This is a genomic window from Deinococcus proteolyticus MRP (genome assembly GCF_000190555.1).
Lineage (GTDB): Bacteria > Deinococcota > Deinococci > Deinococcales > Deinococcaceae > Deinococcus > Deinococcus proteolyticus.
Genome location: NC_015161.1, coordinates 935,999 through 951,029 on the forward strand (window position 1 = coordinate 935,999; position 15,031 = coordinate 951,029).

Here is a 15,031-nt window from a genome sequence, read left to right on the forward strand (position 1 = left end):
AATGTCGCCGCGCTAGACTCGGCCCATGCCGTTCGTTATCGTGTCGGGCCTGTCGGGAAGTGGCAAGAGTTCTCTGCTCAGAACGCTGGAGGACTCTGCTTATCTCATTACCGACAACCTTCCCCCAGCCCTCTGGCTGAACATGTACGAACTGGCACAGGCACAGGGGATTCAGAATGTCGCGGTCAGCGCTGATGCCCGTACCCGCGCATTCCTCCATGACCTGGATGACAGCTTCAGGGAACTTTCGTTCAGGGCGCCGGATGTCCGCATGATTTTTCTGGAAGCGGCGGACGAGGTGCTGCTCAAGCGGTACAACCTTTCGCGCCGTGAACATCCTTTGGGTGAGAACCTGCTGCTGGATTTTGCCCGTGAACGCGACCTGCTTGCGCCGCTGCGCGCTTTGGCCGACACGGTCATTGACACCACTGAGCTGACGGTCCCCGAGCTGTCACAGCGCATCACGGGTCTCCTCAAGACCGACCGCCGCTTCGAGCTGCGGCTGATGAGTTTCGGCTTTAAACACGCGCCACCCCGCGACGTGGACCTGGTACTGGATGTCCGGAGTCTGCCCAATCCCTACTACGAGCCGGAGTTGCGTCCTCTGACAGGCCTGGATACGCGTGTGGCAGGGCATGTGTTCGCCACCGAGGACGCGGAAGACTTCTACCAGCAGGTCAAGGCTTTTGTCACCACGGCTGCTGAGCGGGCCGAGCGGGCTGGGCGCCACGGGTATTCGGTCGGCATAGGCTGTACGGGAGGACAGCATCGCTCGGTGGCAGTGACGGAGCGGCTGGCCCAGGAACTCAGGGACTTAAACGCCGAACTGATTCTCCACCGTGATATGCCTAGTGTGACAGAAGCGCCCCTGGGGGAAGGGGCAGGAGGGGGAACCAAATGAGGCAGGTGCTGCCACCTGACGACCCACCACGGCCAGTCAGTCCTGCTCAGGGGAGCGGCCAGGTTGGAACCGGGGCCGCCATGGGAAGGGTGGGACGTTTTCGCCGCTGGATGACACCGGGCCTGCGTATCAAGCGCTGGGTCTCTCTTTTTATGTTGGCCTCTATTTTGGGGGCTCTCAGCCTGCTGGCTTTCGCCTGGATGGGTCCACTGCGCGGCCTGATTTCGGGTATGGCCTATCAGCTTCAGCTGTGGTTACTGCCTGGAATTCCGCTGCCCTGGTTACTGGGACTGATTTCATTGATTGCCGCCCTGGCGCTAGGAGCCTACAGCATCTTGCAGATGAACCGGACCTTGCTCCGGGCTGCTGGAATGGAACCGGAACACGCGGCTGAACAAATCTATGTGCAGCACACCCTCAGCCGTGGTCCCCGAATCGTGGCTGTGGGTGGGGGGACGGGGCTGTCTAACCTGCTGCGGGGCCTCAAGCATCACAGCAGCAACCTGACCGCTGTGGTCACGGTGGCTGATGATGGCGGCTCCAGCGGACAGCTGCGTCAGAGCCTGAACATGATTGCACCGGGTGACCTAACCGACTGCTACGCTGCCTTGTCTAAGCATCCTGCGCTCAGCCAGCTGCTGCTGCACCGCTTTGGGCGCGGCGAAGGGCTAGAGGGCCATACCTTCGGCAACCTGTTGCTGGCGACCTTGAGTGAGGAGCGCGGCGGTCTGGCTCCAGCACTGGGTGACCTGCACGAAATTCTGCGGATGCAGGGCAAAGTCTACCCGGCCACCACCGTCCCGACCACTTTGCTGGCGCAGCTGAGTGATGGCCGAGTCGTTAGGGGTGAAAGTCGGCTGTCCGCTGAACTCGGCGTGGCTACTGTGCAGAAGGTCATGCTTGACCCCCCCGAGTTACCGGCCGTCCCGGAAGTGATTGAGGCCATTGAGCAGGCTGAACTGATCGTTTTGGGCCCCGGCAGCCTCTTCACTAGCATTTTGCCGGTCCTGTTGGTACCGGAGGTGGGCGACGCTCTTCGCCGCACACCCGCCCGGCTGGTTTATGTTGCCAGTCTGATGACCGAACCTGGTGAAACCGATGGCCTCAGCCTGACAGACCATTTCCATACCATCACACGCCATCTGGGACGTTCGCCGGACTGGCTGCTGCTTAATGACCGTCCGCTCACCTTCGCCATGCTGGAGCACTATGCCCGCGAGGGAGCAGAGCCTCTGTTTTTCGGCGCTGAGAGCCGCAAACTGAAGAGTCGACTGCGCTATGCACCACTGCTGGATTTTTCCGCAGCTCCGCTGGTCAATCATGACTCCGCACTGCTGGCTCAGGCCATACTTACCCTCTACGAAGAGACTTTACGGCGTGAGGCCCAGAACCAGTCCCCAGTTCCCTGAGGAGCTAAGACTTCTCTTTCCAAATGGTATACAGGCCACGGCCAAAAGAAAAAGCCCCCAGTGCTGGGGGCTTTTTCAGGAGAGAGAAGCTTAGAAGAACAGCTTGACGCCAGCGCGGGCGCCGAAGCCCAGGCCACCAGTGTTGTTAGAGGTGGCGTTGTCGTAGATGTCTCCGGTGTTGCCAGTAGCACCCTGAGCAACGGTGGTGTTGCTGGAGAAGTAGTACTTGCCGTTGGCCTCAGCGAACAGACCTACGTTAGGAGTCACCTTGAAGTCCGCGCCGCCCAGCAGGTTGGCGTAGATATCCGTGGCCGAATTCTGGGTGCCGAGGGTAGCGGGACGGTCCTTACCGAGAACCACGCCTACACCAGCGCCAGCGTAGGGCTGAACCAAACCAAGATCGGTGCCCACAGTGGCGTTCACGTCAGCAGCGACGGCGTTATCACGGCCGGGGATGTACTCCACATTCACGCGGGCACCCACAGGACCGTAGACGTTAGTGGTACCAACAGTACCCAGGACGCTACCGCACCAGGGCACCAGGTTCTGGTTGGTCACACCAGTAGCCGGATCCGCAACCTGACGTGCACTGTGCAGCGGGCTAATGCAGTCGTAATCGGTGGTGTTGCCCAGCTGACCGCTCTTGGGGTAGTAACCAGCACCGATGCCGGCGTACATGTTGCCAGTGGTGGGGGTCACCACGGTATCAGGGGTGCCGATCACGATGTCGGTGCCAGTGGTGGGGGTTTCGACAACAGGAGCGGGGCTCGTAGGAACGGTGACAGCAGCGCCTTCCAGCTGAGCGATGCGGGCTTCCAGAGCGTCGATACGGGCCACCAGAGCGCTGGTGTCGCCGGTGTCCATGTCTTCGATGGCAGCTTCAATGGCATCAATGCGGGCCTGCTGCTCAACAGTCAGACGCTCCACGTCGGTCAGACGGCTGCTGATGGCGGCCAGCTCGGTGCTGACTTCCTGCATACCGCGAGTGATCACCAGCAGGTCTTCGTCGCTGATATCGGAGCCGCTCAGGGCGCCGCTCTGCAGCAGACGGTGGAAGATCATGGCAGCCTGGTAACGGGTCAGGTTTTCGTTGCCACGGAAGGTACCGTCGGGGAAGCCCTGAATCAGGCCAGCCTTGACGATGGCTTCAACGGCGTCACGGGCCCAGTGGCCAGCGGGCACGTCGGTCAGCACCACGGAGCCGCTGGTAGGAGCAGCAGTGGTGGTGGGGGCAACGTACTGGGTGTTGTCGGCATAGCCGCCGCCAGCCTGGGCTCCAGCAACGCCAACGGTCATGGCCAGGGTGGCCGCAATAATGGATTTACGCATAACTTTCTCCTTGTGCACAGCTCGGTCAGGTGTACATCTCAGACCGAATGGTGCCTAAGCAGTACCTTAAAGTTCAGCACCCACTGAAATGTGAGAGAAGAACTTATCCCCCTAAAGGGTTTGGAACTGCCCAGTGCATGACACCGGGTGGGGTCCATCTCACTGCAAGCTTAGAATAGCACCGTCTGCAGCTGGGAAGGCAGTTGTTGCGGCAGGTCTCCTTAAGGTTTTTATGAGACTGAGTCACATTGGCGTCAGTTTGGGGCTGTGCTCGGTCTCCGCCTGATGCAAAAAGCTTTGAAGAAGACATCAGCCTTCTTCGCGGCCTACAGCGTAGAGCTGCTCCCCACGGACCTCCAGCGCGATGCGGGGCAGGGGCAAAGTGGCCTGCCCGAACACGGCCTCGCCTGCTTTGAGAGGGTCGAAGACGGAGTAATGACACGGGCAGCCCAACTGCGGATGTTTGGCATCCTCGGCACGGTAGTTGTAGGCCAGGGCCAGCACCTCCTGGTCACGGACCATCACCACTGGGCAGCCCTGGTGTGTACAGCGGCGGGAGAAGGCGGCGAAATGCTGTTCGCCCACGCTGATGCCGCCCAGCACCGGCTGGGGAAGCCGCAGCACTATGGTCAAGTCCCCCTGATAACTGAATTCCAGACTGTGCCACTCGGTAGGGAAATCGGCCAGCGGCGCGATGGCCTGCACTGCGCCAGGCACGTACTCCGGTTCGCCCGGCTTTTCCTTGCGCGTCAGGATGCGCCCCGCACGCAGGCCTAGCCAGCCGAAAGTGCCCAGCGTACCGGCCACCGGCAGGGTCCACCAGTAGCTAAGCAGCGAACGTCGGCTTAGGCGGCGGTAACCTGACTGCGCCCGCTGCGGAGAGCCTGGGTCCGTCATGGCTGCTCCTTGGCACTGCTTCCACTGGCCGTACCTTGCCCAGTCGTGTTCAGGCCATTTCCACTCAGGCTGCCGGCACTCTCGTTGTTCATGCTGTTGTTGACGGTACTGTTCCGGTCGCTGGGTTGAGCGGGGCTAGAGGTCTGGGCGCCGCCGGGCTGCCACTCTTGCAGCAGGTCCAGCAGAGCGCTGAGCTGCTCTCCTTTCAACTCAGGGAAAGCTGGCATACTCCCTTTGCCCTGCACAATGATTTGGGCGGCAGCGTCGCGTGTGAGGTTGGATTCGCGTAAGGAAGGCCCCAGGCCCCCATTGCCGGCCGGGCCATGACAGCTGGCGCAGCTGGCCGAGTAAACCTGCAGCGCTGGGCTGGACGAGTTCTGAGCACTGCGAATGGAGCTGATAAGTTCGTCGGCGTCGCGGCCTTGGGGATCCAGCTCGCGGTACCGTTCCAGGGCTGTGAGGGCTTCCTCCTCCGCACCGAACTTGACCAGGGCATACCCCAGCAGCAACTGAGATTCGGGGTCGTCTGGGGCCAGGCTGGCCGCAGTGCGGATGAGTGCGAAAGCTTGCCCGGCGTCCTGCTCGCTCAGTGGCTGGTTGCCCATGCTGCCCTGGTTCAGCAGCAACGTGCCCAGGCGCCGCAGGGGCTGAGGCTGGCGCGGCTCCAGCTTGAGCGACTCGGTGTAGGCCCGCAGCGCCTCGTCATAGCTGCCCTGCTGGAAGGCCGCGTCGCCCCAGGCGTTGTAGCTGGCAGTGGTCTTGGCTGACTGGGCGCTGGCCCGCAGGCCGGGAAGCTGCTGGGCGGCCGTCACCTGGCCGGCTTCGGCGGCCCCGATGCCCAGCCGCTGCCAGGTCGGGAACACGGTCAGTGCCCCGGCCAGCGTAAGCAGCAGCGCCGCCCCCCAGCCCGCACGCGCCAGGCGGGCCGAGCGCCCCTGCGCCTCCGGGCGAGGTGGAGTGGCCGGTAGCTCGTCCAGCTGGCGCAGGACACGGGCAGCCCGCGCTTCTAGCGGCAGCCGGGCCATGTCGCCTTCCTCGGTGTCGGGTATGGCACGCAGCTGGGCATAGAGGTCGTCGCGCTGGGCTTCCAGCTGGGTGCGCTGGGCAGCGAGTGGGTCGTCTACCGGGCGGGTAAAGGGTAGCAGCACCAGCGCCAGGGCGGCGGCCAGCATCAGCCCGAGCAGCAACATGAGGGCCAGGCTCATGCCGGACCGCCTTTATCGCGCCAGTCCGTCCGGGTGGGCGGCCGCGCTTCTCGCTGCACCTGAGCCAGATACGGTTGCAGGTCCGGGTCTTCCTCGGTCCAGGTGTCCTGAGCGGTGGCCGGGGCAGGTTGCGGGTGGCCCAGCAGCGTCCGCAGCAGCCACCAGCCGCCCGCGCCCAGCGCCAGCAGCGGTCCGGCCCACAGCACCAGGTTGGCTCCCTGCTTGGGTGGGTCCAGCAGCACTAACTGACCGTAGCGAGCCGCGAAATAGTCGTACACCTCGCGGTCGCTCAGGCCCTGGGCCACCAGCCGCTCTACCTCGGCCCGCATCTCGCGGCTGATGTCGTTGGAACTTTCGTTGATGGACTCGCCGGTACAGATGGGGCAGCGCAAGGTGTCTTGCAGCTGCTCGGCCCGCGCCTGCTCCGCTGCAGTCAGGGCTGGGGCCGCTGCCAGGGCCGTGGGCGTGCCTAGTCCCAGCAGCCCAGCCAGCAGCAGAGGCCGCAGCCATGTCCGGCTCACAGCGGCTCCACGCCGATGGTCTTGAGGCCTGCGTTCAGCCGTGCCCGGTCCAGTCCGCCCTTGTCCTTGTAGCGAATCACGCCGTCTTTGTCGATAAAGAAGGTCTCGGGAATTGCCCCCACACCGTAGTCGATGGCGGTGTTCAGGTTCTGGTCACGCAGGTTGGGATAGGCCAGGGCATACTCGCGGATAAAGTCGCGGGCGTTCTGCTCGTTTTTCTCTTCGAACAAAATCCCCACCACGGCCAGTCCGCCCGCGCCCTGCCTCTCACTCAGTTCGCGGAAGAGCGGCGCTTCTTCCCGGCACGGCCCGCACCAAGACGCCCAGAAGTTCAGTACCACGGGGCGGCCCCGGAAGTCGCTCAGGCTGACCGGGGTGCCGTCCAGGCTGGTCAGGCGGAAGTCGGGCGCGGCCTTGTCGACCAGCGGTCCGCCGGCTGTCTCGTTGCGGGTGGGCGAGAAAAGCGCTGTGCCCAGTGCAGCCACCAGGCCGAAAGCCAGCAGGGGAGGCAGCCACTTTTTCCAGGCGGGGCCGGAAGGGGACGTGGGCTGCAGGTCAGCGGGGTCATGAGGGGCGGGTCGGGTCATCGGAATCCTTTCTCTGAAAAAGTTTGCAGCGCTGTAGCCGCATGTGGGTCAGTCGGTGGCAGGCGCAGGAGCCGGACGGGGCGATGCTCCCACGGGGCGCGCCCCGTCCGGCAGGCGGGTGCGGCGCGGCGAGAGCAGCGAGATGCCGGTGCCCAGCATCATGACAGCGGTGCCCCACCACAGCCAGGCAATCAGCGGGCTTTCTACCAGGCGGACACTGGCCCACTGCCCTTTTTCGTCAAAGGCAGTCACGACCAAGTAGGTGTCGCCAAAAAAGCCGTAGCGTACAGCTGGTGCGGGGAACGCCATGCTGCCGGCCTGCTGATAAAAGTTCATGCGGGCCTCGAACGGCTGACCGTCGATGCGGATATCTGCAATCAGCGAGTGGCCGTCGCTGCGCTGCACGCTGCGGGTGCCGGTCAGTTCCAGCTGCTCGTGCAGCAGGGCCTGGGGCTGGTTCAGGTTCAGGGTGGTCTGCTGGTCCTGGCGGTACACCGTGGAAAACACGATGCCCAGCGCCACCATGACCAGGCCGATGTGGGCGATGTAGGCCCCGTAGCGCCGGGGCTGCGAGCCAATGAGTCCGGCCAGGCTGCTGCCCAGGCCGGCGGCGCGGCGCTCCTGAAAGTGCCGGGCGGTGAGCAGGCCCAGACCGACCAGGTTGTAGGCCGCCAGCGCGAGCGTGGCCAGCACGCCGGGATGACGTACCCCCAGCGCGAGCGCCAGCAGTGCGCCCACGCCGCCCGCCGTGAGCAGGGGCCGCAGCGCCCGCCAAAAGGAAGTCCCCTCGGTACGCCGCCAGGGCAGCAGTGGCCCGATTCCCATCAGCAGCAGCAGGCCCAGGCTGAGCGGCACAGCGAACGCGTTGTAAAAGGGCGCGCCCACCGAGGTGTCGCGGTGGCCCTGGGTGGCCTCAATCAGGGTGGGGAAGAGGGTGCCGAGCAGCACCATAAAGGCGAACACCAGAAACAGCCAGTTGCCGGCCAGGAAGGCTCCCTCGCGGCTGACGATGCCAGGCAGCTCGCCCTGGTCGCGCAGGCGGGGCGCCCGCCAAGCGGCCAGTGCGATGCCGCCCAGCAGCAGCAAGGCCAGGAAGCCGAAAAAGACGCCCCCGACCGGCCCACCGGCAAAGGCGTGCACACTCTGCACGATGCCCGAGCGGTTCAGGAAGGTGCCCAGCACCGTGCTGGCGTAGGCCAGGACAACCAGCCAGACATTCCAGCCTTTCATCAGGCCCCGGCGCTCCTGAATCTGAATGGAATGCAGGAAGGCGGTGGCCAGCAGCCAGGGAATGAACGAAGCGTTTTCCACCGGGTCCCAGGCCCAGTAGCCGCCCCAGCCCAGCGTTTCGTAGCTCCACCAGCCACCCGACACGATGCCCAGGGTCAGGAAGCCCCAGGCCACCAGCGTCCAGCGGCGCACCGTGCTGACCCAGTGTTCCGAGAGCCGCCCGGTAATCAGTGCAGCCACGGCGTAGGCGAACGGCACCGCCAGGCCCACGAAGCCCAGATACAGCAGTACCGGGTGTACCGCCATCATCCAGTGGTTCTGCAGGGCGGGGTTGGGGCCGGCGCCTTCGGTGGGGATGGTCGCCAGCGGCGTAAAGGGACTGGCGATGGTGGCGCAGACCCCCAGGAAAAACAGCAGGTTGAACAGCATGGTGCCCAGGACCCAGGGCCGCAGGGCGTCGCGGCGGGCCGTGCGGGTCAGAATCACCGCGTACAGGGCCAGCAGCCACAGCCACAGCATGATGGAGCCTTCCAGCGCCCCCCACAGCCCGGTAATCCGGATCCACAGCGGGCTGGTGCTCATGGAATGCTCGGCCACGTAGCGCACGCTGAAATCGCTGCCGACCATGGCGGCCAGCAGGGCGCCGATGCTCACCGTGACAAAGCCGAAGACAGCCACCGTGGCCCGTGAGGCGCTCTCGGCGGCGCGGGGGTCGCCGCTACGCCCGCCCACTACGGCCTGCCACAGCCCGCCCAGGCCAAACAGCAGCGCCAGCAGCAGGCTAAGCTGGCCCAGCAAAGCCAGCGGACTCTGCGAGAAGCTCAGGGCGTACCAGCTCAGCAGGTCCACTACTGACCGGCTCCCTTGCTGCTGTCTCCCGACTCCAGCAGCACCTTGAGCTGGTCGATGTCGGCCTGGTTCTGGGGCACCCGGTACTCCTCGGAGTGCTTGACGATCAGTTCGGTGGCCTGGAACACGTCCGCTTTGCCGCCGGCTTCGCCAAAGCGGCCACGCACGATGACGCCCTGGCCTTCTTTGAACATGTCGCTCACGGCGCCGGTGTAGTGGACCGGGTAGGTCACGCTCCCGTCGGTCAGGTCAAACGTCAGGTTCAGGGTCTGGGGGTCGTACTTGGCATTCTGTACCAGGCCGCCCAGGCGCAGCAGCCGGCCCTGCAACTGGGACTCGGCCTGCTGGTACTCGCTGGGAGTCTTGAAGTATTCCAGGCTCTGACCCAGCGACCCGAAGGCCAGTACCCCGGCCAGGGTCAGCAGGGCGCCGCCTCCCAGGATGGACGGCAAAGGATTGCGGCGGCGGCGGCGGGCACGCGGCAGCGCAGAAGCAGATGGCGTGGGGGAATTCAGCGGTTGGGTCACGGCGCGGACTTCCTTTCCTGGAGAGAGACCTGCTGCTCACGCTCACGGGCCCAGCCCTTCTCGGCCTGGAGGCGCCGCCACAGCCACAGCAGATAGGCCGCCAGCAGACCGAAGGTCACGGCATAGACAATCACCACATAGGTGACGTATTCAGGATGCTCCACGGGTCACCTCCTGACTGTGCGCTCCACCGTGGGCAGGCAGATCGGTCATCAGTTCGTAGTCTTCGCGGGCGTCGGCCAGGGCAGCAATCCTGGCCCGCACGCGCAGCAGATACAGATACATCAGCGTAAACGTGAGGACGCCGGCCACCAGAATCCAGCCGTAAATGGGCGAGGCGGCAAAGTCAGGGCTGCCCAGGAGCTTCAGGGTCTGGGTCTGGTGTACGCCGCGCCACCACTCCACCGCCATGTAGTTGACCGGCACATAGAGGGTGCCCATCAGGCCGATCACGGCGGCCACGCGGGCGCGGCGGTCGCGGTCGTCTATCAGGCTGCGAATCAGCAGGTAGCCGCCGTAAATGACCAGGCTCAGCGCGGTGGTGGTCAGGCGGGCGTCCCACACCCAGTAGGCGCCCCAGGTCGGCTTGGCCCACAGCATGCCGCCGACCAGCGTGGACACCGTGAACAGCACGCCCAGCTCGGCCGAAGCGAGCGCCAGCCGGTCGTACCCCAGGTTGCGCTTGAGCAGGTACAGCAGCCCGAACAGCCCGGTGCCGAAATAGGCCAGGTAGCTGACCCATGCCGCAGGCACATGAATAAAGAGCAGCCGGACCAGCACGCCCTGATTCTGGTCAGGCGGTGCGCTGAGCCCCAGGAAAACGGTGACCAGCAGGCTGAGCACCGTGGCCCAGCCCAGTAGCGGGGTGAGGCGGTCGGGTGGAGAAAGAACAGGGGTATAGGTCATAGTCAGAAAAAGTCCCGTGTTGACGTGTGAGCAGTGCCGCTGAATAGAGTGCCGTTGAAGCAGACCTGCCGGGGGGCCGCTCTCAGCACTCTCCCGGCAGGGCACGCGGCGATATGAAGGCAAGATGGCACCGTCAGGTTAAAGCGCTGCGGGAAACGCAGGGAAAGCGGGATGACGGGCACAGGAAAACCGAGTGGAGTTGAGTTGCTCTGCGGGGGCAGCCCGTTAGGACAGGTTCCGGCCCCCAGCAGACCACATGGCCGCCCTGCCCGGCAAGGAAGGGAGTCCCAAAATGCTCCACGCCCAGAACCCTACGCCCAGAACTCCCGTGCCCAGAACTCCGGGTAAAGGCTCAGTTCAGGTGGCAGGCAGGGAGGCTGCCTACACTGGAAAAATGACCCGCTCACCGCTTCGGCCGCGCCCCTCTCTGTCTGCGCCTCGTTCCAGAGGACCCCGGGCACTGCCGGCCGCCCTGGTCACCGCACTGCTGGTGGCCCTGATCTGGGTGCAGGAGTTCGTGGACCAGTTGCTGCCGGGGCTGCGGCTGGACAACCTGGGCATCTGGCCGCGTGACTCGGGCAGCTGGTGGCATATCTTCACCGCCCCGTTTCTCCACGGCGGCTGGGGCCACCTGATAGCCAACACGGTGCCGCTGGCGACCCTGGCCTTTATGTCGGCGGTGCGCTCGGTAGGGCGGTTCCTGGCGGCCACCTTCATCATCACGGCGGTGGGCGGCGGCCTGATTTGGCTGCTGGCCCGTGGCGGCAGCGTGCACCTGGGCGCCAGCATCCTGATTTTCGGGTACTTCGCCTACCTGTTGGGCGTGGGCTGGTGGGAACGTACTCCGGCCGCCATCGGGGTGGCGGTGATTGCGGCAATTCTGTACGGCGGCATCCTCTGGGGTGTGCTGCCGACCGACCCGCGCATTTCCTTTGAGGGGCACCTGTTCGGCTTCGTCGGCGGGCTGGTGGCGGCGGCGCTGCTGCACCGGCAGCGCCCCCCACACCGCCTAGCCTAGGTGCTGGCCGCCTAGCTCAGCGTGAGCGGTCCGTGCGGCGTCTGGAAAGTGGCCCGCAGCTGCGGAATGTCGGCCCACTGCGCCGTGATGTTGACCCCCTGCAGGCTGCCGGTCCAGTGCTGCAGCCTCTGCGGCTGCGGCCCCAGCAACTCCAGCGCCCGCAGGGTCACGCCGCTGGGCGGCAAGGTGGTTGACGGTGAAGGTGTCTCCCAGGCAATCAGGCTGGGTTCTGCACCGCCGCCCGGGAGCGAGCCGTCCGGCGGGGCGGTCAGCTGCCAGCGGGCTGCGCCGCGCTCCAGTGGCAGGGCCAGTGGGTGGCCCGTGAGTGTGGGGACGGCCGCGACCCAGTGAATCAGGCGGGGACGCTCTGCCAGCCGGGCCTGCATGGCGGGTGTGTCCAGCTCGAACCAGCGTGGGCCAGCCGGTGCCGGAGCGGCCGGGTCCACGGCAATCACCTCCAGATAGCACTTGCCCGCGCCGGGCAGGCTCAGGCCCAGCAGGCGGTTGTGCGTCCCGAAGCGCGGGTGCTGACCGCCAGGCTGCAGGTGGACACCCAACTTCGTTTCCAGCCAGGCCTGTCCGCTGCTCAGGTCGTGAGCGGCGAACACCAGGTGGTCCAGGGTCCAGGAGGTGGGCGGCGGCAGCGTGGACATACCGCAGGGTAATGCCGCCCGTGCGCCGTGTCCTGGGGAAATCCTTATCCGGCCGGGCGTGCCTGCCGCGCTTCACCTATGGTGGAAGCAAGATGAAACTGTATACCAAGACCGGCGACAGGGGCGAAACCGGCCTGTACGGCACCGACCGGGTCAGCAAGGCCCATCCCCGGGTGGAAGCCTACGGCACCGTAGACGAGCTGAACAGTGTACTGGGCGTGGTGCGGGCGGCCCTACAGGCCGGCGCTGAAGACAGCAGCGACCTGGACCGTGACCTGGAGTACCTGCAAAATGCCCTGTTCGACCTGGGCGCTGACCTGGCGACCCGCCCGGATAGCCGCTATCAGGCCAAGCTGGTGCGGATAGACGCCGAGGACGCGCAGACGCTGGAGGCCATGATTGACCGGTATCAGGAGGAAGCTCCGCCCTTTACCGGCTTCGTGCATCCTGGTGGGACGCTGGCGGCGGCCCAGCTGCAAGTGGCCCGCGCCGTGGCCCGCCGCGCCGAGCGCGAAGTGATTCGCCTGGGCAAGGAAGAGGACTACAACGCCGCCGTGCAGATTTACCTCAACCGGCTGTCGGACCTGCTGTTTATCATGGCGCGGGCGGTCAACAGCCGCGCCGGAGTGTCCGAAGAAGGCTGGCTGGTGGGCGGTCGGCGCTGACCCGGCGGGTGATCCGGGCGGAGGCGGCCCGCCGGGTTACGGCAGCCTTTAGCCTGCTGGTCCTGCTGACAGGCGCGGCCTAGACTGGCCGGTATGTCGCAATCTGCCTCTCCCTCTGCCTTTCCGCTGCCACTGGAGCATGGTTTTCTCCAGAAGCTGGCCGGCGCCGACCTGGTGCGGCCGGACCACCTGCTCGGCGCCCACCCGGTTACCCAGGAGGGCGCAGCCGGGGTACGTTTCGCTGTCTGGGCGCCGCAGGCCCAGGCCATCCACGTGGTGGGTGACTTCAACGGCTGGCAGGAAACCCACCCCCTGGAGCGGCTGGACTATGGCTACTGGGGTGCGTTCGTGCCGGGAGCGCAGGCCGGGCAGCTGTACAAGTTCCGTATTCAGGGAGCCGATGGCCGCACCGTGGACCGGATTGACCCCTACGCCCGCGCCTTTGAGGCCCCGCCCGCCACAGCCAGCGTCATCTGGACCGACGAGTACGAGTGGCAGGATACGGAATGGATGGAGGGACGCAGCGCCCGCCAGAACGAGCCGGTCAGCATCTACGAGGTGCATGTGGGGTCGTGGCGCTACGGCGAGGACGGCCAGCCGCTGCCCTACCGTGAGCTGGCGCGGCAGCTGGCCGACTACGTGCAGGACATGGGCTTTACCCATGTGGAACTGATGGGCGCAATGGCGCACCCCTTCTACGGGTCGTGGGGCTATCAGGTGACCGGCTACTATGCCCCGGCAGCGCGGCAGGGCACCCCGGAGGATTTCAAGTTTCTGGTGGACTACCTGCACGGGCGCGGCATTGGCGTGATTCTGGACTGGGTGCCGGGCCATTTCCCCACCGACGACCACGCCCTGGCCCACTACGACGGCGCGCCTCTGTACGAGTACGCCGACCCCCGCAAGGGCTTTCACTACGACTGGAACACCCACATCTTCGACTATGGCCGCAACGAAGTGGTGATGTTCCTGATCGGCTCGGCGCTGAAGTGGCTGCAGGACTTCCACATCGACGGCCTGCGGGTAGACGCTGTGGCCTCCATGCTGTATCTGGACTTCTCGCGCACCGAGTGGGTGCCCAATATTCACGGCGGGCGTGAGAACCTGGAAGCCATCGCTTTTCTCAAGCGGCTGAACGAGGTGGTTCACCACATGGCTCCCGGCTGCATGATGGTGGCCGAGGAAAGCACCGCCTTTCCGGGCGTGACTCATCCGGCGCCACACGGTCTGGGCTTCGACTACAAATGGGCGATGGGCTGGATGAACGATTCGCTGGCCTATCTGGAGCAGGACCCTCTCTACCGCCAGTACGACCACCACAAAATCACCTTTTTCAACGTGTACCGCAGCACCGAGCATTTCGTGCTGGCGCTCAGCCACGACGAGGTGGTCCACGGCAAGAAGCCGCTGGTGCTCAAGGCCCCCGGTGACTGGGAGCAGCAGCGGGCTGGCCTGCGGGCATTCTACGCCTACATGTGGACCACGCCCGGCAAGAAACTGCTGTTCATGGGCCAGGAGTTCGCTCACTCGCAGGAGTGGAACCACGACGTGGCCCTGCCCTGGGAAAAGAGCGGCTGGCCCGACCACGCCGGCATGGCCGAACTGGTGCGTGAACTGAACCGCCTGTACGTTGAGCGCCCCGACTGGTACGCGTCGGACATGCAGCCGGCGGGCCAGCAGTGGCTGAATGGCGACGACGCCGAAAACAGCGTGTACGTGTACCGGCGACTGGACGAGGGCACGGGCCGCTCCAGCGTCGTGGTGCTGAACATGACTCCGGTTTACCGTGAGAACTATCACCTGCCGGTGCCGCAAGCCGGGCAGTACCGCTATGTCCTGAACACCGACGAGGGCCGCTTTGGAGGATGGAGTCACGAGGTAGGCGACCCCCAAGCCTGGGAAGAACCGCTGCTGGGGCAACCGGCGCGGCTGTCGCTGAACCTGCCTCCGCTCAGCGCCCTGGTGCTGGAACTGGACCATGGCGAACAGGACTGAGCAAAAGCCCGCCCCAGAGGAGGACAGCGCCCAAGGCGGCCCCGACCTGCTGTGGCAGCTGAGCACCGCGCTGCTGCTGGCTGCAGGTCTGAGCCTGTTGTCCCCACTGTTGGGCGGTCCCACGCCGCCGTTAGGTGCGGTAGCAGCGCTGCTGGGGCTGCGGCTGGCGCTGCAGACCTGGCGGGCAGTGCAGCGCGGCGAGCGGCGGCAGTTGCCTGGGCTTGTGCTGACCGCACTGTTGTTGGGCCTGCTGGCCCTTCAAGCAGGGCAGGGCGGCTGAGGCACCGGCCTGGGGCCAGGCGAGCCCCCCCAGTTTGCGGTAGGGCGGGGGCAGGCCAT

The 15,031-nt window shown here is 65.4% G+C and carries 16 protein-coding genes; 6 read left to right on the top strand and 10 right to left on the bottom strand.

What is annotated here, in order from left to right; translation table 11 throughout:
- Positions 1–25 precede the first annotated feature (25 nt).
- Together rapZ and DEIPR_RS04535 are read left to right on the top strand one after the other, a co-directional pair.
- Positions 26–901 carry an RNase adapter RapZ gene (gene rapZ / locus DEIPR_RS04530; RefSeq protein ID WP_013614651.1) on the top strand — a complete coding sequence of 292 codons (876 nt, stop codon included), beginning with the start codon at positions 26–28 and terminating at the stop codon, positions 899–901.
- 152 nt (positions 902–1,053) lie between these two features.
- Entirely contained in the window at positions 1,054–2,310 is a 1,257-nt protein-coding gene (locus tag DEIPR_RS04535) for a gluconeogenesis factor YvcK family protein (RefSeq protein ID WP_245532722.1), read from the top strand.
- A 90-nt stretch (positions 2,311–2,400) separates the two neighbouring features.
- Here the strand turns inward: DEIPR_RS04535 and DEIPR_RS04540 are convergent, their stop codons facing one another.
- The 9 genes from DEIPR_RS04540 to ccsA all read right to left on the bottom strand — a co-directional run bounded on the left by DEIPR_RS04540 (position 2,401) and on the right by ccsA (position 10,361).
- Positions 2,401–3,639, bottom strand: a complete 1,239-nt coding sequence (locus DEIPR_RS04540; protein ID WP_013614653.1) for an S-layer homology domain-containing protein — start codon at positions 3,637–3,639, stop codon at positions 2,401–2,403.
- Between the two features lie 309 nt (positions 3,640–3,948).
- Positions 3,949–4,536, bottom strand: a complete 588-nt coding sequence (locus DEIPR_RS04545) for a Rieske 2Fe-2S domain-containing protein (protein ID WP_013614654.1) — start codon at positions 4,534–4,536, stop codon at positions 3,949–3,951.
- A complete protein-coding gene (locus DEIPR_RS04550; protein WP_013614655.1) occupies positions 4,533–5,741 on the bottom strand; it encodes a c-type cytochrome in 1,209 nt (402 codons plus the stop codon). The genes DEIPR_RS04545 and DEIPR_RS04550 overlap by 4 nt, the downstream gene beginning before the upstream one ends.
- Complete coding sequence (locus DEIPR_RS04555) at positions 5,738–6,262, bottom strand: cytochrome c-type biogenesis protein (RefSeq protein WP_013614656.1); 525 nt, start codon at positions 6,260–6,262, stop codon at positions 5,738–5,740. Before DEIPR_RS04555 ends, DEIPR_RS04550 begins: the two co-directional genes overlap by 4 nt.
- Positions 6,259–6,849, bottom strand: a complete 591-nt coding sequence (locus DEIPR_RS04560) for a TlpA family protein disulfide reductase (RefSeq protein WP_013614657.1) — start codon at positions 6,847–6,849, stop codon at positions 6,259–6,261. Before DEIPR_RS04560 ends, DEIPR_RS04555 begins: the two co-directional genes overlap by 4 nt.
- 48 nt (positions 6,850–6,897) lie before the next feature.
- Positions 6,898–8,928: a heme lyase CcmF/NrfE family subunit gene (locus DEIPR_RS04565; RefSeq protein ID WP_013614658.1), complete on the bottom strand. Its 2,031-nt coding sequence runs from the start codon at positions 8,926–8,928 to the stop codon at positions 6,898–6,900.
- Positions 8,928–9,455 carry a cytochrome c maturation protein CcmE gene (ccmE, locus tag DEIPR_RS04570; RefSeq protein WP_013614659.1) on the bottom strand — a complete coding sequence of 176 codons (528 nt, stop codon included), beginning with the start codon at positions 9,453–9,455 and terminating at the stop codon, positions 8,928–8,930. The genes DEIPR_RS04565 and ccmE overlap by 1 nt, the downstream gene beginning before the upstream one ends.
- Positions 9,452–9,619 (bottom strand): hypothetical protein, encoded by a 168-nt coding sequence (locus tag DEIPR_RS14150; protein WP_013614660.1) that lies wholly within the window; start codon positions 9,617–9,619, stop codon positions 9,452–9,454. The genes ccmE and DEIPR_RS14150 overlap by 4 nt, the downstream gene beginning before the upstream one ends.
- On the bottom strand, positions 9,606–10,361 hold the full coding sequence (gene ccsA, locus DEIPR_RS04575) for a cytochrome c biogenesis protein CcsA (protein ID WP_013614661.1): 756 nt from the start codon (positions 10,359–10,361) through the stop codon (positions 9,606–9,608). Before ccsA ends, DEIPR_RS14150 begins: the two co-directional genes overlap by 14 nt.
- A 394-nt stretch (positions 10,362–10,755) precedes the next feature.
- On the opposite strand from ccsA, the gene DEIPR_RS04580 reads away from it, so the two are divergent.
- Positions 10,756–11,379 (top strand): rhomboid family intramembrane serine protease, encoded by a 624-nt coding sequence (locus DEIPR_RS04580; protein ID WP_041221944.1) that lies wholly within the window; start codon positions 10,756–10,758, stop codon positions 11,377–11,379.
- An 11-nt stretch (positions 11,380–11,390) separates the two neighbouring features.
- On the opposite strand, the gene DEIPR_RS04585 is transcribed toward DEIPR_RS04580, so the two are convergent.
- On the bottom strand, positions 11,391–12,032 hold the full coding sequence (locus DEIPR_RS04585; protein ID WP_013614663.1) for a VOC family protein: 642 nt from the start codon (positions 12,030–12,032) through the stop codon (positions 11,391–11,393).
- A gap of 92 nt (positions 12,033–12,124) precedes the next feature.
- Between DEIPR_RS04585 and DEIPR_RS04590 the strand changes: the two genes are divergently transcribed.
- From DEIPR_RS04590 to DEIPR_RS04600, 3 genes are all read left to right on the top strand, one after another.
- Positions 12,125–12,697, top strand: coding sequence for a cob(I)yrinic acid a,c-diamide adenosyltransferase (locus DEIPR_RS04590; protein ID WP_013614664.1), 573 nt, complete (start codon positions 12,125–12,127; stop codon positions 12,695–12,697).
- A gap of 93 nt (positions 12,698–12,790) precedes the next feature.
- Entirely contained in the window at positions 12,791–14,692 is a 1,902-nt protein-coding gene (gene glgB / locus DEIPR_RS04595; protein ID WP_013614665.1) for a 1,4-alpha-glucan branching protein GlgB, read from the top strand.
- Positions 14,676–14,972, top strand: a complete 297-nt coding sequence (locus tag DEIPR_RS04600; protein ID WP_013614666.1) for a hypothetical protein — start codon at positions 14,676–14,678, stop codon at positions 14,970–14,972. The genes glgB and DEIPR_RS04600 overlap by 17 nt, the downstream gene beginning before the upstream one ends.
- Positions 14,973–15,031 lie beyond the last annotated feature (59 nt).

Bases quoted from the DNA above. Each gene is read 5' to 3' on its own strand.
- rapZ (WP_013614651.1), top strand. From the start codon at position 26: ATGCCGTTCGTTATCGTGTCGGGCCTGTCGGGAAGTGGCAAGAGTTCT.
- DEIPR_RS04535 (WP_245532722.1), top strand. From the start codon at position 1,054: ATGTTGGCCTCTATTTTGGGGGCTCTCAGCCTGCTGGCTTTCGCCTGG.
- DEIPR_RS04540 (WP_013614653.1), bottom strand. From the start codon at position 3,639: ATGCGTAAATCCATTATTGCGGCCACCCTGGCCATGACCGTTGGCGTT.
- DEIPR_RS04545 (WP_013614654.1), bottom strand. From the start codon at position 4,536: ATGACGGACCCAGGCTCTCCGCAGCGGGCGCAGTCAGGTTACCGCCGC.
- DEIPR_RS04550 (WP_013614655.1), bottom strand. From the start codon at position 5,741: ATGAGCCTGGCCCTCATGTTGCTGCTCGGGCTGATGCTGGCCGCCGCC.
- DEIPR_RS04560 (WP_013614657.1), bottom strand. From the start codon at position 6,849: ATGACCCGACCCGCCCCTCATGACCCCGCTGACCTGCAGCCCACGTCC.
- ccsA (WP_013614661.1), bottom strand. From the start codon at position 10,361: ATGACCTATACCCCTGTTCTTTCTCCACCCGACCGCCTCACCCCGCTA.
- DEIPR_RS04580 (WP_041221944.1), top strand. From the start codon at position 10,756: ATGACCCGCTCACCGCTTCGGCCGCGCCCCTCTCTGTCTGCGCCTCGT.
- DEIPR_RS04585 (WP_013614663.1), bottom strand. From the start codon at position 12,032: ATGTCCACGCTGCCGCCGCCCACCTCCTGGACCCTGGACCACCTGGTG.
- DEIPR_RS04590 (WP_013614664.1), top strand. From the start codon at position 12,125: ATGAAACTGTATACCAAGACCGGCGACAGGGGCGAAACCGGCCTGTAC.
- glgB (WP_013614665.1), top strand. From the start codon at position 12,791: ATGTCGCAATCTGCCTCTCCCTCTGCCTTTCCGCTGCCACTGGAGCAT.
- DEIPR_RS04600 (WP_013614666.1), top strand. From the start codon at position 14,676: ATGGCGAACAGGACTGAGCAAAAGCCCGCCCCAGAGGAGGACAGCGCC.